The sequence below is a fragment of the Allomuricauda sp. ARW1Y1 genome (assembly GCF_013407935.1).
Taxonomy (GTDB): domain Bacteria; phylum Bacteroidota; class Bacteroidia; order Flavobacteriales; family Flavobacteriaceae; genus Flagellimonas.
Map to the genome: position 1 here is coordinate 641,217 of NZ_JACBZU010000001.1, position 19,515 is coordinate 660,731.

Here is a 19,515-nt window from a genome sequence, read left to right on the forward strand (position 1 = left end):
TCCCTTAGTCCATTTTAGACGGTTATAATCAATAAGGGACCAAAACCTATTTTGGTTACCTTTGGCAAAATTTAGCAGATTTATATGATCCAGTCCATGACAGGCTACGGGAAGCACATCTTACAGCTTCCATCCAAAAAAATAACCATAGAGCTTAAATCGCTCAATAGCAAAAATCTGGACATCAATGCCAGACTCCCCCAGTTTTACCGGGAAAAGGAACTGGAATTGCGTAAAATGATCGCAGCTGCATTGGTACGGGGAAAGGTGGATTTTAACCTGTATGTTGAGATTACCGGGGAGGAAACCACGGCAGAGGTGAATCAAGGAGTGGTCAAAAACTACATGAACCAACTTTCCAGGATTGTGCAAGGCGACGAAATCAAGCTATTGGAAATGGCCCTGCGAATGCCCGACACCCTCAAAACAGAAAAAGATGCTATCGACGAAGAAGAATATAAATCGATTGTTGAAGCGATGAACGAAGCGCTTTCCAACATTGTGGAGTTCAGAAACGAAGAGGGAAAGGTGTTGGAAGAGGATTTTGTAACCAGGCTGAAGAACCTAAATGAACTGTTGGAAGCGGTTAAAGCGATGGATCCCGAACGCTTGGGTACAGTCCGCGAACGCTTGGAAAAAGCAGTTGCCGACCTAAAGGTAGAATTGGATGCCAACCGGTTTGAACAAGAACTCATCTATTATCTGGAGAAATACGACATCACGGAAGAAAAAGTACGTTTGGCCAATCACCTCAAATATTTTGAGACCACGCTGAATTCTAAGGAATCCAACGGAAAAAAATTGGGATTCATTTCTCAGGAAATCGGAAGGGAGATCAACACCATTGGCTCCAAGGCCAACTACGCCCCCATGCAGCAGTTGGTGGTGCAGATGAAGGATGAATTGGAAAAAATAAAGGAACAAATGCTCAATGTGCTATGACGGAAGGCGGTAAACTTATTATTTTCTCGGCACCTTCGGGCAGTGGCAAAACCACGATAGTACGGCATTTGCTGGACCAGCCCGAACTGAACCTGGCCTTTTCCATATCGGCCACCTCACGTCCGCGTAGGGGCAAGGAAAAAAATGGGGTCAACTATTATTTTATGTCTGTTTCCCAATTTAAACGACACATCAAGGACGGTGACTTTTTGGAATGGGAAGAGGTGTACCGCGATAATTTTTACGGTACCCTAAAAAGCGAAGTGGAGCGTCTTTGGGCAGAAGGGAAGAATGTCATCTTTGATATCGATGTTTCCGGTGGATTGCGCATCAAAAAGAAGTTTCCGGATAAAACCCTGGCCGTTTTTGTGAAACCACCCAGTGTGGACGAACTAAAAATCAGGCTGAAGAAGAGAAGTACGGAGAGTGATGATAAAATCAATATGAGAATAGCCAAAGCTTCCGTAGAGCTGGCCACGGCCCCACAATTTGATAAGATCATCAAGAACTACGATCTCGATGTCGCTTTGGATGAGGCCCATAAATTGGTTGCCGATTTTTTAGGGGTCGAGATTCCTTCTAAAGACAACTAGGCGATGAAGCAGGTAGGCCTCTTTTTTGGGACATTTAACCCCATACATATAGGCCATTTGGTGATTGCGAACCATTTGGTGGAGTTTTCCGATCTGGATGAGGTTTGGTTCGTTATCACACCACAAAGTCCATTTAAGGTGAAGCAATCGCTTTTGGACAACAACCATCGATATCAAATGGTGTACGAAGCGGTGCAGGATTATCCCAAGCTGAAACCGAGTAAAATTGAGTTCGACCTTCCACAGCCCAACTATACCACGAACACCTTGGCCCATTTGGATGATTCCTATGGCAAGGACCATCGTTTTTCACTTATCATGGGGGAAGATAACCTGAAAGGTTTCCACAAGTGGAAGAACTACGAGGTTATTTTAGAGCATTATTCCATTCATGTGTATCCGCGAATTTCCGAAGGAAAAATAGAACATCAGTTTGAGGGCCATCCGAAGATTATAAAAGTGGATGCCCCGATTATGGAAATTTCTTCGACCTTCATTCGCAAGGCGCACAAGGCCGGGAAAAACATCCGTCCCCTGCTGCCGGAAGCGGTTTGGACCTATATGGATGAGATGAATTTTTATCGCTAATATTCCAACAAACTTTTGCCGACGCCGAGTTTGGGCAACAAAAAACCCAACACAAAATCTATTGTGCTGGGTAAAAACTGAAATTATAAATCAAAAAAAAATAATCTTAAGTCCCGGAATAGGTAATCTGAATATTGTCAAAATTACGTTGCTTTAAATCTTCTGTAAGTATCCAGAAATGGATGTTGCCTTCTCCAAATTCATTTTCAAGTAATAATGTCCTTTCATAAGGATTGAACTCCAAATTCTCCTCATCCTCGTAATAGTACTCATCCTCACCTTGATAGAATGTTGCTTTCCCCGATATTTTAACATTTTGAACTCTAGTACCTACTGCAGTATAAATACCTGTAGTATTCGTGATTTTTTCTGCTATGGGTGCTAAAACCTTCGGCAGAATTGCGTTGGCATTGTAAAAATGGAATGTAAATCTATTGTAAAACTTGAAGGTCTCAGGAGTAGTTTTTATTTTTTTTGGATTTTCTTTTAAGACTAAGTCTTCCATTGGACCATTAAAATAAATAACTTTTCCAGTAAAGGAGTTCATATTATAAAAGAGATATAATACACCTGTATCGGGAAATATGTCTTCAGCATCATAAGTTTTTATCTCTCCAAAATTGAGCTGTGCATAAAAATCATATCCTTCTGGCCAATCCATTGTTTTAGGCAAATGTGGCCACCCAAAGAATTTGGAACTGCCTAAGGGTATTTTCCCCTCTTCTGAATTGCTGCTTTCTATTCCGATGTGATGTACAAGGCTTTTTGCTAGTTTTTGGGGTGTTACTTCAAAAGGTTGGTCGTACAATGCGCCATTAAAGATAAAACCATCCTCGGAGAGTTCATTTGAGCATTCACTCAGGGCCCCTTCAGGGTAATCGTAGTTCAGGACAATGTCCCTTGCCTGTTCAAGTTTGTTCATAAGTAGTTGTTTTAAAAGATTTGGGGGGTATGCTGCGCGGAAAGTCTAAATATATACCTTTTTTAAAAAAACCAATAAAAAAATTGGATGGAAAAATCCTTGATAATCATCCTTACATCTTATACAAGGTATCCGTACCCAAATACTTTTCCTCTTTATTCGTGTACCAAGCTCTTGTTTTGGGCATTTTGATGCCTTCGATTTCTTCCAAACCATCCAATAGGATGTATTCCCCATCGTTTTTGGACTCCTCATGGTAAAACTGATATACTTCCATAGCGTAGGAGGCAGGGTCAAAATAAAAGTACCAGGTATCCTTGCCCACTTCGGCATCGTAGGTCGCTTTTACAACAAGATATGCCTTGCCCTTAAAAGTTTTCCTTTCAACATTAGGGTCCAAATGAGTGCCCGGGTCGTTCAATTTCATGGGCAAACCGTACAGATATGTGTAGTAGTCTTTCATAAAATTGCCACGCTCGCAGGTCAATCTCATCTTTTCCTTATCCTCTTCCGAAAAATTTTCGCTATTGTTTAAGGTGATGACGCATGAGTTGGGGGTAATGTTGAAAAAAGAGGTGTTTTCGCCTTCCTCCACGGTTAACATAAAAAGCTGTTTTGGAAAATCGACCTGAATGGTGCTGGTTCGTTTTGGGCGGTTTGGAGTTTCCATAACCACTTTAAAGGATGTTTTTAATTGGTCCCATTTCCCATTTGGGTCGTGAAAGGCTATGGCCTTTTCCAGAACCTGTTCCGCAGATATGGATTGGGAATGTCCAGAGACAAATGATAACAGGCCAAGGCAAGCCCATATAAAACCGTATTTTTTCATCACAACTAAATTATGTGGATGAAAGATACCGCTTTTTATTTCTTCTCGATGGTGGCAGGGGAAACGGAACTGTCGTGTTCCGCGTAGTACTGCTCCAAAAGATTCATCATGGCGGTAATCAAATCCTTGCTCTCCAATAAAATGGAGAAATAAAGGGTAGTGTTCTTAGGGCTGGATTCCTCGGTTCTTGTTCGGGAAACCTGCTGATTGATTTTTTGGGAAACCATCGCATAGAGTTTCTCCTTGGACTTAAGAACATTGCCTATCTGTTCAAAGGAGCGATCTTCAAAAGCCTTCTGGGTGCTGTTAAAAGCCTTTTCCAAAGAGCTGTCTATTTCCTTAAGCTCCTTGATTTGGTTGTACTTGAGCTTTTTGTGATTGTTGTTTACGTGATCATAACTCACCTTTCCAATATACTCCAAGGATTGGGACATATCGGTAAGGTGTCCCATAATGTTGATGTAGAAGTTACTGGCTCCTACATGGGCCTCGTCCAGATTTTTAATAAAATAGAAGGTGTCATTTCGCAGACCATCGATTTCATTGGCCAATTTTTTACTTTGCTTTTTATTCTTTTTCAAAAAGTCAAGGTCGTGTTTGGACAATCCTTGAATACAGTTGGAGTAAATTCGATTGCTTCGTTTGACCACATTGGCAATATTGGCAGCGGTCTCTTCAATCACTCCCTGTATGGAACTGCTCTCTGCCCTACGCAGACTGTCTTCCGCCTTAATTTCCTTTGTTTTTTTGTTGTGGGAGATATAATTACGCAATAAAATGGCTGCTGCGGCGATGAGCATCAAAACAAGGGATATGAATTTACCAACGAAAAGCAGATAGGCTATTATGGCTGCTGCTACAAAGGCGCTTAGCGCTGTAAAGAACCAACCGCCGATGACGTTGAGTACTCCTGCAACCCTGTACACGGCACTTTCCGCTCCCCACGCCCTATCGGCCAAAGAAGTACCCATGGCCACCATAAAAGTGACATAGGTGGTGGATAATGGTAGTTTCATGGAAGTGGCAATGGAGATAAGCACACTGGCAACCATAAGGTTTACGGAAGCCCTTACCATATCAAAAGCTGGTTGTTCCTGGGTTTTGCTTTTGGGCACATATGTTTTGGGAAGCACAAACTGTTTGTCAATTCTAGATTGAATCGAATTGGGAACCACTTTGGAAACATTATCAAAGGCAGCAATACTGAACTTAACGATTTGCCGCGAAAGATAATTAGGCTGGAAACGCTCGTCCCCCTCGTCTTGTCGTGCCAAATCTACACTGGTTTTGACAACACCCTTTGCCTTGGAAGAAAACCAGAGAGTAATAATCATTACCGCTCCAGAGAGCAACAACAGCATGGTGGGCGTTTGGACGGCAGCGGACAACCCTTTCATATTGAATTGAGTTGGATCAATACCGGAAGCTTGCCAATCTTGGTAGGATTGCAATGCGGCAATAGGGACCCCGATAAAGTTGACCAAATCGTTCCCCGCAAAGGCCATTGCCAATGCAAAGGTTCCAAAACCGATAACGATGCGATAAATATTCCACTTGAAAAGACTGGCGGTAATGAAAGAAATCAAGGTCCAGAACACAAAATTACCTGCCAAAAAGGTTTGAGGTTGGGTGGCAACAAATTCTGATAGGGCTCCATCGAAAAGTGCTGCACTCTTCAAACCTTTCACCAGTATAAAATATACAATGGCAGTAATGGCCAAACCACCAAAAACGGCTTCTACCCATTTGGATTTCTTTTTGAAATTGAAAGAAATCAATGCCCTAGATATAAATTGTACGAAAGCTCCAATGGAAAAGGCAATAAAAACAGAAAGGAGAATGCCGAATATGATTTCAGCCGCCTTATCCGTATTGATGTAAGTCACAAGATCGGAAACACCGCCTTGGGTTTCGGCGATTTTAATCAAGGATATGGCCACAGATGCCCCCAAAAGCTCAAAAACAATGGAAACGGTGGTAGAGGTGGGCATGCCCAAAGTATTGAAGAAATCCAGCAATAGAATGTCCGTAATCATTACGGCCATGAATATGAACATGATTTCCTCGAAAACAAACTCACCGGGATTAAAAATTCCCTTTCGGGCGACCTCCATCATTCCGCTGGACGATATGGCCCCAAACGCTATACCAACGCTGGCCACAATCATTATGGTCCTAAACGAAATTGCTTTTGACCCAATGGCCGAGTTCAAAAAATTGACCGCATCGTTGCTTACTCCTACAACCAAATCGGTAATGGCCAAAATGCCAAGAGCCACAACCATGAAAATGTAAATATTCTCCCCCATTCTTTCAGAAATATGACAAAAATGATATTATAAATCGGCAATCAGGTTAACAAAATGTTACCAAATACGGAACTAAAAATATCAATATTTTCCCAGTGTTGGACATAGGTTCCCGTTTTGCCATATCTTCGTTGCAAATTACTGGCCAATGAACTGGGAGCAGCTACTCTCTTTAAAACGACATGGGGATACAGGAAAACGCCTCCGAAAGGAACAAAACGAGACCCGCCTAGGGTTTGAAGTGGATTACGACCGCATTATTTTTTCATCTGCCTTTAGAAGTCTGCAGGACAAAACACAGGTGTTTCCCATGCCCATCGCCGTGGGATCCCAAAAGAATTTCGTCCATACCCGTTTAACGCATAGTTTAGAGGTTTCCGTCGTGGGCCGTAGCCTTGGTCGTATCGCTGGACAAAAAGTATTGAACAAATATCCGTTTTTGGCCGAAGTGCACGGGCACCATTTCAACGATTTTGGAGCCATTGTTGCCGCAGCAGCGCTGGCCCACGATATTGGCAACCCTCCTTTTGGGCACAGTGGGGAGAAGGCCATTGGCAATTATTTTAAACAAGGACCGGGAAAGTTTTATGAGGATATCCTGACGCCGGAGGAATATCAAGACCTTATCGATTTTGAAGGGAATGCCAACGGGTTTAAACTGCTCACCGAGTCGCGGGAAGGGGTTCCGGGCGGTCTGCGACTGAGTTACGGTACCTTGGGCGCTTTTATCAAATACCCTAAAGGATCCTTGCCCAAAAAGCCTTCCAAGAACATTGCCGACAAAAAATTCGGTTTCTTTCAATCCGAGAAAGCTTTTTTTAATGAACTTGTGGAAGAACTTGGGCTTTTGCCCAATCCTTCGCATCCTGAAACGGGATTTTTAAGGCATCCGCTTACCTATTTGGTCGAAGCTGCGGACGATATCTGTTACACCATTATCGATTTTGAGGATGGCATCAACCTTGGTTTGATACCCGAGGAGTATGCCTTGGAATACCTGATCAATTTGGTGAAGGATAATATCAACACCAAAAAGTACAATGCCATGACCACTTCAAGCGACCGATTGAGCTATTTGAGGGCTCTGGCCATTAGTACCTTAATCGGGGATGCCGTGGATGTTTTTGTTCAGCATGAAGAAAAGATCCTTAAGGGGGAGTTCAATACTTCTTTGCTTGATAAGGGAAAGTATACCGCACAGGTGGACGATATCATCAAGTTGAGCGTGGAGAAGATCTATCAATCCACAGAGGTTATCGATAAGGAATTGGCAGGCTACCGAATCATTTCGGACCTATTGGACATGTACACTACGGCATTGATCAATATCAAGAAAGGTGAGGACACGAATTACGATCGATTGCTCATTAAAAGTCTACCCGAAAGCTACAGGAACACCTCGACCTCCATTTATAAAATATTGTTGGATACCAGTTGTTTTGTGGCCAGTCTGTCGGACAGTGCGGCTGTGCACATCCACGATAAATTGACCGGGCGCAAGGTTTAAAAGGAATAGAGCAATCCTACCCCGAGCAGCTGTTTGAACTGTATTCGGGCTATCCCAGGGTCTATGATGGTCCCATCCTCCGCAATTTCCTCATTAAATTTAATGTCGTCATCAAAAATGATATGGGTTCCGATATTGGCGTTGAGATATTCATTGACCTTTAGGTTAAAATTCAGTTCCCAATCCACATCAATGTTGCCAAAACTCCTAATGTAATCGGTGTAAAGATTCAGCCGATGGCTCATCAGCACATTTTGGCCTACCTCGGTTTCCCAAGTATTGGTAATCAAAAAACCAAGTTCCAAGAAGAGGTTTTTACCCTTTTCTACACCAAAAGCGCCCTGCTCGGAAAGCGTTTCGTCCAAAACAAAGGTCGATTTCATGGTGGCGGGCGAAATGTACAAGGTAAACTTATCCTTAGGAGGCAAGTAGGAGGAACCCATACCCACAAAAAGATATCCCGGAGCCATAAACCTTGAAATGGGGTTGTCGCGGTCGGGATACTTGTAACCGTTGGAGAATTGGGTCCTAATATTGGCCCTCACCGAATAGTACCAGTTGGTGATGGTATCCTTTCTAAAACTTAAGGTAGAGGCCATCCGAATCTGGTCGTCCGTTTTTCGTAGTTTCCTTCCTTCTTGGGCGTTAATACCATATCGAAACTGTGCTTCATTGTTCCAACTCAAATACCTGAACTTGTAATTTCGGGCAAAGTCGGCACTTGCCAAGGCCGTCACCGAATTGTCGCCCCCCGCGTTCCAGTTTACAAAGGCCACTTCGCTGATGTTGAGCCCAAATTTGTTCACCTTTTTCCAAAAGGAGGTAGGCTTGAATCGATTATACCATACTCGTAACGGTTTGATCCTATTCAGTACGGTACGTGGATCAGTAAGCTTGGCGCTACGGGTAAGGTACTTTAGTTTAACATCTTTGATGCGAACAATTTGAAAACCAGACTCCGTGCTGTCAATCTCAAAAGCTTTGATGCGGGTTACCTGTGCATGGGTAGATAGGAAAACAGTAAGGAAAAGAATGAAAAAGCAAGTTAATCGCATTGGTTTAAGGTTGATTGTATGTGTGAAAATAAGGTATCAAAATCTATACCAGCAAGTTGATGGGTCTCCGTCATTTCCCCATGTTCGATAAAAACGTCGGGAACCCCAAAAATGGAAATAGGGATGGATGCTCCGACTTCGTTCGCAAATTCCAACACTGAAGAGCCAAACCCACCCATTATCGTCCCGTCTTCCACCGTGATAATTTGGCTGTAGGCACTAAAAATGGTACGAAGCGTTTTTTTGTCCAACGGTTTTACAAAACGCATATCGTAGTGCCCAACTTTTTCCTGCCCATCCAGTTTTGATATGATTTCGGTAACGGTATTGCCCACATGCCCCACGGTTAGGATAGCTAGCTTACTTCCTTTCTTAAGACAACGTGCGGTTCCGATTTCAATTTGTTCAAACTTGTTCTTCCAATCCAAGTTTACGCCCCGTCCCCTTGGGTATCGGATGGCGATAGGAAGGTCAAGGCCGAATTGCGAGGTGTACATGATGTTCCGGAGCTCCATTTCGTTCATAGGTGCAAATAGGATAAGGTTGGGAATGCAGCGCAAAAAAGCGATATCAAAAACACCATGGTGCGTGGGACCATCCTGGCCTACCAGTCCCGCTCGGTCCAGACAGAAAATTACGGGAAGCTTTTGTAGGGCTACATCGTGAATAACCTGATCATACGCCCTTTGCAAAAAAGTAGAATACACATTGCAAAATGGAACCAATCCCTGCGTCGCCATACCCGCAGCCAAGGTGACGGCGTGCTGCTCGGCAATGCCCACGTCGAAAGCGCGTTCGGGCATTTTATCCATCATAAACTTTAAAGAACTGCCGCTGGGCATTGCAGGGGTGATTCCCACAATATTTGGGTTCTTTTCAGCCAGTTCTACCAAGGTATGCCCAAAAACATCTTGGTATTTTGGGGGTTGTAATTCGCCTGATTTTGGCAATCGTTCCCCAGTGATTTTGTCAAACTTGCCCGGGGCGTGGTATACTACTTGGTCCTCCTCAGCCTGTTTGAGCCCCTTTCCCTTTGTGGTGATGATGTGCAGCAGTTTGGGACCATCGAGCTGTTTCAATCGTTCCAGTTCATCGACCAGTTTTTTTAGGTCATGGCCATCAATGGGCCCGGAATAGTTGAGGTTGAGGCACTCAAAAATATTTTCGTCCTTGGCGGTACCGGCCTTTACATTGGTAAGGTATTTTTTGAGCGCACCCACGCTGGGGTCAATTCCGATGGCATTGTCATTCAACACAATCAACGCATTAACATCGGTCACCCCGAGATGGTTGAGACCCTCGAAGGCCATGCCACTGGCAATGGAGGCATCGCCGACCACGGCAATATGCTGTTTGGAATGGTCGCCTTTTAGTTTGGAGGCCATGGCCATTCCCAATATGGCGGAGATGGCTGTGGAACTGTGACCGGTTCCAAAGTCATCGTACTCACTTTCGCTGCGTTTTGGGAAACCGCTGATACCGCCCAATTGGCGATTGGTTTCAAAAATTTCTTTTCGACCCGTCAATATTTTATGCCCGTAGGCTTGATGGCCCACATCCCAAATAAGTTTATCGTGAGGGGCATTGAATACGTAGTGCAGGGCAATGGTGAGTTCTACAACGCCCAAACTGGCCCCCAAATGTCCTTCCTTGGTCGAAACAATATCAATAATGAACTCCCTCAGTTCTTGGGCAAGTTGGGGCAGCTCGTCCAAGGTCAATTTTTTGAGGTCGCTAGGGGAGTCGATATGTGGTAATAGCCTTTCCAATGAATAAAAAACAAAAGTATCGATTCTCCCCAAAATTATTTTATGTGTAGCTTAGCAATCTGATGAAATTGATGTAAAAATTGTGGAAAACCCGTTTGACGACACCTATTTTATGAAGAAGGCCCTTCAGGAGGCCGAGATGGCCTTTGAACGGGGGGAAGTGCCGGTCGGGGCGGTCATTGTGGTGAACAATAGAATCATAGGTAGGGCGCACAACCTTACGGAACGCCTAAAGGATGTTACCGCACATGCAGAAATGCAGGCCATTACCGCTGCGTCCAATTTTTTGGGCGGTAAATACCTTCAGGGCTGCACCTTGTATGTGACCTTGGAACCCTGCCAAATGTGCGCAGGGGCCTTGTACTGGAGCCAAATATCAAAGGTGGTGTATGGTGCGTCGGATTTGGAACGGGGCTTCAATGTGATGGGCGGGCATCTGCATCCCAAAACTGAGGTGGTCGGGGGGATACTGGAAAAGGAAGCCTCCGAGCTGTTAAAACGGTTTTTTATCCAGCGAAGGAATCTGAACTAAATAAAAAACCCCAGCACTGCCAGGGTTTCTAAATCAAATCAAAATAAAATATTATTATCCGATTACCTGCACTTTTGCAGCAACCACTCCTTTTCTTCCTTCTTCTTCTGTGTATTCTACTTTGTCGCCTTCGTTCAATTCCACCCCGTTCAATGCTGTAACATGAACAAAGATGTCTTTTCCTGTGTCGTCGTTTGTAATGAATCCATACCCTTTGGAATCATTGAAAAATTTTACTGTACCAGTCATTAAAAAATAAATAAAATGTTAAAACACGAAAGTAGTTTTTTTTATGACTGATTGGATGAAAAGAAGTTTAAATCTTATGAAAATTATTGATTTTCAGTGTTTTTACGTTCTTTTTCTTGCATTTTTATAATATTTTCCTTGGTTAACATGTAATCTTTCATGTTTTTAAACCTACTTTCCTTCCAAAGAAAAAGTGGCATGGCCACCAAAAAAAGTCCAACGGTTCCCCCACCGATGTACTTGGGTGCTTGGGGGTGCTTGTCTTCCAACGTAAGCCCATAGCCTATGGAGCCTAAGGATAACAGCATAATGATAAATATGATATGTTTCAGTCTGATTTTCATTGGGAATAATTGATCAATTTTCTGCGATAGGCCGTCAACATTTTCGATTTTGAAATGAAGCCTTCGTATTTTCCTTTTTTGATGACGGGCAAATTCCAGGCGCCACTGTCCTGAAACTTTTTCATGACCTGTTTCATATTGTCCGTCTCGTAAAAGATAACCTCTGGCGGGGCATGCATCAAATTTTTAACAAAAATGGTATCGTAGAGCTCCGTATCGAACATCATGGGGCGAATGTCGTCCAACACGATGATTCCGATGAGCTTTTTGTCATCGTCCAGCACGGGGAACAGGTTTCTTTTGGACTTGGAAACCGATTGGTGCAGCATTTCCCCCAAAGACATTTTAGGGTGGACGGGCTTAAAGTTTTTTTCGATTACATCGTCCATTTCCATCAGCCCAAGGACCATTTGGTCTTTATTGTGTGACAATAAGGCACCTATTTTGGCGAGTTCTTTGGTGTAAATGGTATAGTCGAGCGCGTTCTTGGTGATCAAATATGAAATGGCAGCAGTAATCATCAAGGGCACAAAAAGCTGATACCCTCCCGTAATTTCCGCAATAAGGAATATGGCCGTCAATGGTGCGTGGATCACCCCAGCGATGAGTCCCGACATGCCAATTAAGGTGAAGTTGCTTTCCGAAACCGAGAAACCAAGGCCTAAATTATTGATTACCTTGGCCACGACGTTGCCCAGTGCACTGCCCATGACCATGGTAGGAATAAAAACCCCTCCGGCACCACCGGCACCAATGGTAGTCGTCATGGCGATAGCCTTAAAAATAGTAATGCCGAACAGAAGGGCGATCACTACCCAAATATTATTGGTATAGGCATCAAAAGGGGTGGTGCCCAAAGCCTTGAGATGGTCTCCGTCCAAGAGATTGTTGATAAAGCCAAAACCTTCACCATAAAGTGGAGGAATGGCATAAAGCATAACCCCGATGGTAATGCCTCCGACCAATAGTTTGTATTTGGGGCTTTTCAGTTTTTTGAAAAGTGACAAGATGTAAAAGTACATTTTGGTGAAATAGATGGAGGCAAAACCAGTCCCCACACCCAACAGAATATAAAAGGGAGTATCGTTCAGTTGGAAGCCTTCGGAGAGGGAAAAACTGAACAGCACCTCGTTGCCCAGAAAAAAGTAGGACGTCAACACACCCGAAATAGAGGCAAGCAGCAGGGGCAGCATGGACAGCATCGTGAGGTCCAGCGTAAACACTTCCACTGCAAAAATGATGGCAGCAATGGGCGATTGAAAAATAGAGGCTATGGCCCCGGCTGAGGCACAGGCCACCAATAAGGTCCGGGTTTTGGCATCAATATGAAAAAGCCTGCTCAAGTTGGAACTCACCGCCGAACCTGATTTGACAGCCGGCCCCAACAAACCTACCGAACCACCAAATCCAACGGTAAGGGGAGCGGTTATCAACGGTGTATAGATGTCCTTTATCCGAAGCAATCCCCGTTTCTTGGATAGTGAAAATATGATGGATGAAACGGCATGCTGTAGCGGTTCCTTATGTACAAATTTGACATAGAGGTACACCAAGGTAAGCCCAATGGTAGGCAATATGAAGTATAGCTGGTTTTCTGAGAACACAATTCCCTTCTTTAGAAGGGACTCTATAAAATAGGTGGTGTTTTTTAAGGTCACTGCAACGGCTCCAGCGAGGAAACCCACCATCAGGCTCATCAATTGAATAAAGGTCCTGTTGGAGATGTTTCTATATCGCCATTTAAGAAATCGGGTAAACAGTTTTTTGTTGCTGTAAGGCATTGAGGTATATACTACTAATAAAAGTATTAAAAAATCCCGCAATGAGCGGGATTTTGATATATCACAAGTCCAATTTTAAATGGAGCTCCTTTAATTGCTCGTCGTCTATGTTGGCTGGCGCATCGATCATGACATCGCGTCCGCTGTTGTTTTTTGGGAAGGCAATATAGTCCCTGATGGTTTCTTGTCCGCCCAAAATGGCTACCAATCGGTCAAGACCAAAAGCAATACCTCCGTGTGGGGGGGCGCCGTACTGGAAGGCATCCATCAAGAATCCAAACTGTGCCTTTGCCTCTTCTGGGGTAAAGCCCAAATGTTTGAACATGGTGGCTTGGGTTTCCTTGTCATAAATCCGGATGGAACCACCCCCAATTTCGTTTCCGTTCAGCACCAAGTCGTAAGCGTTCGCTTTAACCTCTCCGGGATTGGTGTCCAACAATTCCAACTGACCAGGTTTTGGTGAGGTGAAAGGATGGTGCATGGCATGGTACTTTCCTGTTTCTTCGTCTAGTTCCAATAATGGAAAGTCCACGACCCATAGCGGAGCAAACTCATCTGGTTTTCTGAGGCCCAAGCGTGTCGCCAATTCCATACGAAGCGCACTTAGTTGGGTGCGTGTTTCGTTGGTGTTGCCCGAAAGTACGCAGATAAGGTCACCGGCTTTTGCCCCTGTTGCCTCGGCCCATTGTGCCAAATCATCCTGATCATAGAACTTGTCTACGGAAGATTTGTAAGTGCCGTCTTCATTGCACTTTACGTAGACCATTCCTTTGGCTCCCACTTGTGGACGCTTCACCCAGTCGATGAGGCCGTCTATTTCCTTTCTTGTGTAGGAGGCGGCACCTGGAACGGCAATCCCAACTACCAGTTCGGCCGAGTTGAATACATTAAAATCTTTGTGCTGCGCTACTGGGTTGAGTTCGCCAAATTGCATTCCAAAACGAATGTCCGGCTTATCGTTACCGTATAGTCGCATCGCATCGTCATAGGTCATTCTGGGAAAATCTGCTACGTCAACACCTTTGATTTCCTTTAACAGATGCTTGGTCAAACCCTCAAAAGTGTTGAGGATGTCTTCCTGTTCCACAAAAGCCATTTCACAGTCGATTTGCGTGAACTCTGGCTGTCTGTCCGCACGAAGATCTTCGTCCCTAAAGCATTTCACAATTTGGAAATACTTGTCCATACCACCTACCATCAACAGTTGCTTGAAGGTTTGTGGCGACTGGGGCAAGGCATAAAACTGTCCCTCGTTCATACGGCTGGGCACTAGAAAATCCCTTGCGCCTTCGGGTGTGGATTTGATCAAATAAGGGGTTTCAATATCGATAAAGCCTTGGTCCGATAGATATTTTCTTACCTCCATCGTTACCTTGTGCCTAAAGATAAGCTTGTTCTTTACCGGATTCCTGCGGATATCCAAATAGCGATACTTCATGCGGATGTCCTCGCCACCATCGGTTTCATCTTCTATGGTAAAAGGAGGGAGCAAAGAGGTATTCAGTATAGTAAGCTCTTTCACTAATACTTCAATCTCCCCGGTTGGAATATTGGGGTTTTTGGAAGCGCGCTCGATGACTTCGCCCTTGGCTTGTATCACGGTTTCACGACCCAGTTCCCTGGCTTTGTCCAGAAGCTCTTTTGAGGTGCGCTCCTCATCAAAGACCAATTGGGTAATGCCATAGCGGTCCCGAAGGTCCACCCAGGCCACAAAACCTTTGTCACGTAGCTTGTGCACCCATCCACTTAAAACCACCTCTGTTCCAATGTCCGATGCCCTAAGGGCACCACAAGTATTGCTTCTGTACATACTGCTTGTTATGAGAGCGCAAATTTAATAGGAATGTGTGTAATTTTTAGGGGATATGCCTTTTTTCTGTTTTGGACGCTTTTAGGTGGGTAATGAACGTTGGTGACAAATAATTACGTAACTTTAAATTAACATTAAGATTACATAATAATGGCTTTTGATACGATTAATGGTTAAAAAGTCGGGTAAAATATCTTCAGAAGTAAGTTTTACAATACATTTAACATACTGAAATACAATAACATAGATTTTTAATGTTAACTTAATGTAAACTAAATGTTACTTAAATGTGTTATTAATGTAAAATTTAAGTATCTTTGTTACGTTATCAATTAGGTATTAACAATATTAAATCCCATACAATATGAAAAAAGCAGTATTATTTTTGGCGGTGATGTTTGTGGTTGGGGTGTCTGCTCAAGATACTGAACCGACCTTTGAGAAAATGGGAAAAATGGTGAAAGCCACTTATTTTCATGACAACGGCGAAATTGCCCAAACCGGTTATATGTTGAACGGAAAGTTACATGGTGACTGGGTAATGTTCAATGTTGAAGGTAAAAAAATTGCCACTGGCCAATACGACAATGGCGTAAAGACCGGAAAATGGTTTTTCTGGCAAAATGATGAATTGAGCGAGGTGGATTATTCAGATAACCGCGTTGCACAAGTAAAAAATTGGAGCCAAGGCGATGCCGTTACGGTCAACCAATAGTTAAAATCAGTGTTTAAGAAAAAAGCCCCGACCAAATGGTCGGGGCTTTTTTCTTTCTGTATATCCTGATTTACTCCGTTACCACCTCTGGGGTTTCGTGTTTTGAGGTCCAACTACGGATTCTGATTTTTAACCTGTACGAAATATTGAACAATACCGGTACAATGATCAGTGTGAGGAATGTAGCCACCACCAGACCAAAAATCACGGTCCATGCTAAAGGTCCCCAGAAAATCACATTGTCACCTCCCATGTATATTTGAGGGTCAAAATCTGAAAAGAGGCTCACAAAGTTGATGTTCAGACCAATGGCCAACGGAATAAGGCCCAATACCGTTGTAATGGCCGTTAGCAATACAGGCCGTAAGCGCGCCTTTCCTCCGACAATTATGGCTTCTGTCACATCTTCTCGACTCAATAAATCGTCGTCAGAAATACCTAGTTTCACTTTTTTACGGTCGATTAAGATTTGGGTATAATCCAATAGCACCACACCATTGTTCACCACAATCCCGGCCAAGGAGATGATACCCATCATGGTCATCATGATCACAAAGGGCCAGCCCGTGATGATCAAACCACCGAATACTCCGATAAAACTGAGGAAAATGGCCATCATAATAATGGCTGGTTTGGAGATGCCACCAAACTGGAAAATCAAAAGCAACATAATCAATCCAAGTCCCAAAAAGAAGGCGCTCATTAAAAAGGCCATTTGTTTTTCTTGCTCCTCTATTTGTCCGGTGTAATCAATTTTGACTCCTTCGGGCAGTCCTTTGAACTCCTGCATTTCTTCCTGTATTTCCGCAACAATGGCCGCTGCATCGGTAAAGCCGGGTTTCAAGGCCGAGTATACGGTCACCACCCTTTTGGTGTCCACATGCTTGATGGCACTAAAGGAAGAGGTGTTCTTTTGGTCGGCCACGGCAGATACTGGAATTTCCTTGATCTGCCCGTTGGAAGGGTCCCTAAAGATTATTTTCTGGTTGAACAAGGCGCTGGTATTGTAGCGGATATCCTCATCAAACCTTACGTTGATGTTGTAATCCTCACCATCCTTTTTATAAATCCCAGCTTTGTCCCCAAAAATGGATCTACGTAGTTGCTGACCCACTTGACCCACGGACACTCCAAGTTCGCCGGCCTTTTCTCGGTTTACAACAACTTGCATTCCAGGCTTACCCTTGTTTACATCGACCTTAAGCTCCTCGATTCCAGCAATATTCTTGCTGTTGATGTAATTTCGCATGCGTTCGGCCGTATTGATGAGGGTGTCATAGTTTTGACCTTCAATTTCAATATTGATGGGGTATCCAGCAGGGGGTCCTACCGCATCTTTTTCTACCGAAATCGTAACCCCGGGATATACGCCGGTCAAGGTATCCTGAATCTGCTGCCTAAGCTCTTCCGTATCCAATCCGTTACGGTATTTGAATTCCCGCATGGACAAGGTAATCTTACCGCGATGCGGCATCTCTGCTGCGGAACCTCCCTCTGTAAAGGGGTTTTCTGCACCTTTACCTACCTGGGATACACTGGATTGCACCAAATAGTTAAAATCACCATCGTTGTATTTGCTGCGACCGGTTACCCCGTATACCCTACTTTCAATATCCTTTGTAATGGCATTGGTCTTATCGATATCGGTTCCTTGTGGATATTCGATGTACACGTAAATTTCATTCGGTGTATTGTCTGGAAAGAACTCCACTTTGGTACGTTGCGTTTGTAGCGACATCCCAAAGAACACAAAAGAAAGAACTAGAAGAAGGGAGGTAAGGCCAAAATACCAGTACACATTTCTTCCTCTAAGGGCCTTTTTCAATTGGTTTTCATAGAAGTTTTCCAATCGCACCAAACTCTTGGTCTGGAAACGACGGGCGGAAGGTTTAAGGAAATACTTATAGATCCAGAACATGGCGGCCACAACGATCATTAAGGTACCGAGTCCCCGAACTTGTCCGCCCACAAAGTAGATAAACAACCCAAATCCTCCCAAAATGATGCTCAATCGAATCAACTGTTTTCTGGTAAGCTCTTTTTCCCCAATCTGCATAAACTGGGAAACGAGCATAGAGTTCATAAAAATGGCCACGAATAAGGAGGAACCCAAAACCACAGACAGGGTGATCGGGAAGAAGATCATAAACTCTCCCATGATACCTGGCCATGTTCCGAGTGGCACAAAGGCCGCCACTGTGGTTGCCGTAGAAATAATGATCGGGATGGCGATTTCCCCAATCCCTTTTTTGGCAGCTTCCTTGCGGGACATGCCTTCTTGCTCCATGAGTCGATATACGTTCTCGACCACCACTACACCATTATCCACCAGCATACCTAGTCCCATGATCAAACCAAACAGAATCATGGTATTGAGCGTGTAGCCCATGGCAGACAAGATCATGAAGGACATGAACATGGACATGGGTATGGCGAAACCAACGAAAAGTGCATTGCGGAATCCTAAAAAGAACATGAGAACGGTCACCACGAGGATAATCCCGAAGATGATGTTGTTCACTAGGTCGTCAACTTGGTTCAAGGTCCTGCTGGACGAATCATTCGCAATAGTTACCGTAAGGTCCTTGGGATAGTAGTTTTCCCTAGCCTCATCAACAAGGTCACGGATGAGGTCCGAAGCCTCGATGGTATTTTTTCCAGAACGTTTTTTGATGTCCAACATCACTACGGGACTGCCATGCTCACGGGCATAGGTGGTTTTGTCTTCTTCCGAGAAAGTGACGGTAGCAATATCACGCAGATAGATGGCCCCGTTTTCAGATTTTACCACAAAGTTTTCCAGTTCCGATGGGTTTTCTATTTCACCCAAAATACGAATGGTCCTTCGCTGGCCGCTGGTAATCAAGTTACCTGCGGACATTGTCATGTTGCCATTGGCAATGGCTTGGATCACATCGTCAAAGCTTACACGGGATGCCATCATTTTGTACACATCCACGGCTACTTCGACTTCTTTTTCCTGTGCGCCCCTAATGTCAACCTCTTTGATCTGTGGGAGGTCTTCTATTTCGTCTTCCAGATACTCCGCGAACTCCTTTAGTTTTTCCACCGGATAATCCCCAGTAAGGTTCACGTTCATGATAGGAAACGACTCGGCAAGGTTGAGGTCGAATACGTTAGGTTCCACTTTGGCCCCATTGAAAATAGGCCAATCTTCACCGGCCTTTTCCGAGTCCACTTCGTCCTTTACTTTTTGCTTGGCGGTTTCCACGGCAATTTCTTCATCAAACTCAACAACGATCATAGAATAATCCTCTTGGGAGGTCGAGGTGATCTCGACCACATTACTGATATTTTTCAGCACATCTTCCAAAGGGTCGGTAATCAGTCGTTCCATATCCTCCGCCGTATTCCCCGGGTAAACGGTGCTTACGTAGATCTTCGTTTCTTCTACCTCGGGAAAATCTTCCCGCGGCATGGAAAAATAGGCAGATAGCCCTATGATGAAGAACAGACCGATCATCACATAGATCACAGACGGATTGTCTATGGCCCACGATGATAGGCGAAATTCCTTATTTGCGTTTTTTTCAGCTTTTTTCATTGTCC

General features: G+C 44.0%; 16 protein-coding genes. 6 read left to right on the plus strand and 10 right to left on the minus strand.

The window, feature by feature from the left end:
* The first annotated feature begins 84 nt into the window (after window positions 1–84).
* From GGE08_RS02900 to nadD, 3 genes are read left to right on the plus strand one after another with little or no spacing between them, the layout of a single operon-like run.
* Entirely contained in the window at window positions 85–942 is an 858-nt protein-coding gene (locus GGE08_RS02900; RefSeq protein WP_179383392.1) for a YicC/YloC family endoribonuclease, read from the plus strand.
* A complete protein-coding gene (gmk, locus tag GGE08_RS02905) occupies window positions 939–1,535 on the plus strand; it encodes a guanylate kinase (RefSeq protein WP_179383393.1) in 597 nt (198 codons plus the stop codon). Before GGE08_RS02900 ends, gmk begins: the two co-directional genes overlap by 4 nt.
* Before the next feature lie 3 nt (window positions 1,536–1,538).
* The gene (nadD, locus tag GGE08_RS02910) at window positions 1,539–2,123 is read left to right on the plus strand and encodes a nicotinate (nicotinamide) nucleotide adenylyltransferase (protein WP_179383394.1); all 585 of its coding nucleotides are present in this window, start codon (window positions 1,539–1,541) and stop codon (window positions 2,121–2,123) included.
* Between the two features lie 106 nt (window positions 2,124–2,229).
* Here the strand turns inward: nadD and GGE08_RS02915 are convergent, their stop codons facing one another.
* The 3 genes from GGE08_RS02915 to GGE08_RS02925 all read right to left on the minus strand — a co-directional run bounded on the left by GGE08_RS02915 (window position 2,230) and on the right by GGE08_RS02925 (window position 6,183).
* Entirely contained in the window at window positions 2,230–3,045 is an 816-nt protein-coding gene (locus GGE08_RS02915) for a DUF1963 domain-containing protein (protein WP_179383395.1), read from the minus strand.
* Between the two features lie 112 nt (window positions 3,046–3,157).
* Window positions 3,158–3,874 carry a DUF6503 family protein gene (locus tag GGE08_RS02920; protein ID WP_179383396.1) on the minus strand — a complete coding sequence of 239 codons (717 nt, stop codon included), beginning with the start codon at window positions 3,872–3,874 and terminating at the stop codon, window positions 3,158–3,160.
* 35 nt (window positions 3,875–3,909) lie between these two features.
* Window positions 3,910–6,183: an inorganic phosphate transporter gene (locus GGE08_RS02925; protein WP_179383397.1), complete on the minus strand. Its 2,274-nt coding sequence runs from the start codon at window positions 6,181–6,183 to the stop codon at window positions 3,910–3,912.
* A gap of 148 nt (window positions 6,184–6,331) precedes the next feature.
* On the opposite strand from GGE08_RS02925, the gene dgt reads away from it, so the two are divergent.
* Complete coding sequence (dgt, locus tag GGE08_RS02930; RefSeq protein ID WP_179383398.1) at window positions 6,332–7,690, plus strand: dGTP triphosphohydrolase; 1,359 nt, start codon at window positions 6,332–6,334, stop codon at window positions 7,688–7,690.
* On the opposite strand, the gene GGE08_RS02935 is transcribed toward dgt, so the two are convergent.
* Together GGE08_RS02935 and GGE08_RS02940 are read right to left on the minus strand one after the other, a co-directional pair.
* Window positions 7,687–8,745, minus strand: coding sequence for a DUF3078 domain-containing protein (locus GGE08_RS02935; RefSeq protein WP_179383399.1), 1,059 nt, complete (start codon window positions 8,743–8,745; stop codon window positions 7,687–7,689). The two genes, dgt and GGE08_RS02935, sit on opposite strands and share 4 nt — an antisense overlap.
* Window positions 8,736–10,514 (minus strand): 1-deoxy-D-xylulose-5-phosphate synthase, encoded by a 1,779-nt coding sequence (locus GGE08_RS02940; RefSeq protein WP_179383400.1) that lies wholly within the window; start codon window positions 10,512–10,514, stop codon window positions 8,736–8,738. The genes GGE08_RS02935 and GGE08_RS02940 overlap by 10 nt, the downstream gene beginning before the upstream one ends.
* Window positions 10,515–10,596: 82 nt before the next feature.
* On the opposite strand from GGE08_RS02940, the gene GGE08_RS02945 reads away from it, so the two are divergent.
* Entirely contained in the window at window positions 10,597–11,046 is a 450-nt protein-coding gene (locus GGE08_RS02945; RefSeq protein WP_179383401.1) for a nucleoside deaminase, read from the plus strand.
* A gap of 54 nt (window positions 11,047–11,100) precedes the next feature.
* Here the strand turns inward: GGE08_RS02945 and GGE08_RS02950 are convergent, their stop codons facing one another.
* From GGE08_RS02950 to aspS, 4 genes are all read right to left on the minus strand, one after another.
* Entirely contained in the window at window positions 11,101–11,295 is a 195-nt protein-coding gene (locus GGE08_RS02950; protein ID WP_127140550.1) for a cold-shock protein, read from the minus strand.
* Window positions 11,296–11,378: 83 nt separating this feature from the next.
* Window positions 11,379–11,639: a hypothetical protein gene (locus tag GGE08_RS02955; protein WP_179383402.1), complete on the minus strand. Its 261-nt coding sequence runs from the start codon at window positions 11,637–11,639 to the stop codon at window positions 11,379–11,381.
* On the minus strand, window positions 11,636–13,420 hold the full coding sequence (locus tag GGE08_RS02960) for a chloride channel protein (protein ID WP_179383403.1): 1,785 nt from the start codon (window positions 13,418–13,420) through the stop codon (window positions 11,636–11,638). Before GGE08_RS02960 ends, GGE08_RS02955 begins: the two co-directional genes overlap by 4 nt.
* A gap of 61 nt (window positions 13,421–13,481) precedes the next feature.
* Window positions 13,482–15,230 carry an aspartate--tRNA ligase gene (gene aspS / locus GGE08_RS02965; protein WP_179383404.1) on the minus strand — a complete coding sequence of 583 codons (1,749 nt, stop codon included), beginning with the start codon at window positions 15,228–15,230 and terminating at the stop codon, window positions 13,482–13,484.
* Window positions 15,231–15,594: 364 nt separating this feature from the next.
* Here aspS and GGE08_RS02970 point away from each other — a divergent pair, with 364 nt between their 5' ends.
* Window positions 15,595–15,945 (plus strand): toxin-antitoxin system YwqK family antitoxin, encoded by a 351-nt coding sequence (locus tag GGE08_RS02970; protein WP_179383405.1) that lies wholly within the window; start codon window positions 15,595–15,597, stop codon window positions 15,943–15,945.
* A 70-nt stretch (window positions 15,946–16,015) separates the two neighbouring features.
* On the opposite strand, the gene GGE08_RS02975 is transcribed toward GGE08_RS02970, so the two are convergent.
* Window positions 16,016–19,510 (minus strand): efflux RND transporter permease subunit, encoded by a 3,495-nt coding sequence (locus tag GGE08_RS02975; protein ID WP_179383406.1) that lies wholly within the window; start codon window positions 19,508–19,510, stop codon window positions 16,016–16,018.
* Between the last annotated feature and the right edge of the window lie 5 nt (window positions 19,511–19,515).

Excerpts from the sequence above, each read along its gene's own strand:
- GGE08_RS02950 (WP_127140550.1), bottom strand. The coding sequence starts at position 11,295 with ATGACTGGTACAGTAAAATTTTTCAATGATTCCAAAGGGTATGGATTC.
- GGE08_RS02900 (WP_179383392.1), top strand. The coding sequence starts at position 85 with ATGATCCAGTCCATGACAGGCTACGGGAAGCACATCTTACAGCTTCCA.
- GGE08_RS02960 (WP_179383403.1), bottom strand. The coding sequence starts at position 13,420 with ATGCCTTACAGCAACAAAAAACTGTTTACCCGATTTCTTAAATGGCGA.
- GGE08_RS02925 (WP_179383397.1), bottom strand. The coding sequence starts at position 6,183 with ATGGGGGAGAATATTTACATTTTCATGGTTGTGGCTCTTGGCATTTTG.
- GGE08_RS02920 (WP_179383396.1), bottom strand. The coding sequence starts at position 3,874 with ATGAAAAAATACGGTTTTATATGGGCTTGCCTTGGCCTGTTATCATTT.
- aspS (WP_179383404.1), bottom strand. The coding sequence starts at position 15,230 with ATGTACAGAAGCAATACTTGTGGTGCCCTTAGGGCATCGGACATTGGA.
- GGE08_RS02970 (WP_179383405.1), top strand. The coding sequence starts at position 15,595 with ATGAAAAAAGCAGTATTATTTTTGGCGGTGATGTTTGTGGTTGGGGTG.
- GGE08_RS02915 (WP_179383395.1), bottom strand. The coding sequence starts at position 3,045 with ATGAACAAACTTGAACAGGCAAGGGACATTGTCCTGAACTACGATTAC.
- dgt (WP_179383398.1), top strand. The coding sequence starts at position 6,332 with ATGAACTGGGAGCAGCTACTCTCTTTAAAACGACATGGGGATACAGGA.
- gmk (WP_179383393.1), top strand. The coding sequence starts at position 939 with ATGACGGAAGGCGGTAAACTTATTATTTTCTCGGCACCTTCGGGCAGT.
- GGE08_RS02955 (WP_179383402.1), bottom strand. The coding sequence starts at position 11,639 with ATGAAAATCAGACTGAAACATATCATATTTATCATTATGCTGTTATCC.
- GGE08_RS02975 (WP_179383406.1), bottom strand. The coding sequence starts at position 19,510 with ATGAAAAAAGCTGAAAAAAACGCAAATAAGGAATTTCGCCTATCATCG.
- nadD (WP_179383394.1), top strand. The coding sequence starts at position 1,539 with ATGAAGCAGGTAGGCCTCTTTTTTGGGACATTTAACCCCATACATATA.
- GGE08_RS02935 (WP_179383399.1), bottom strand. The coding sequence starts at position 8,745 with ATGCGATTAACTTGCTTTTTCATTCTTTTCCTTACTGTTTTCCTATCT.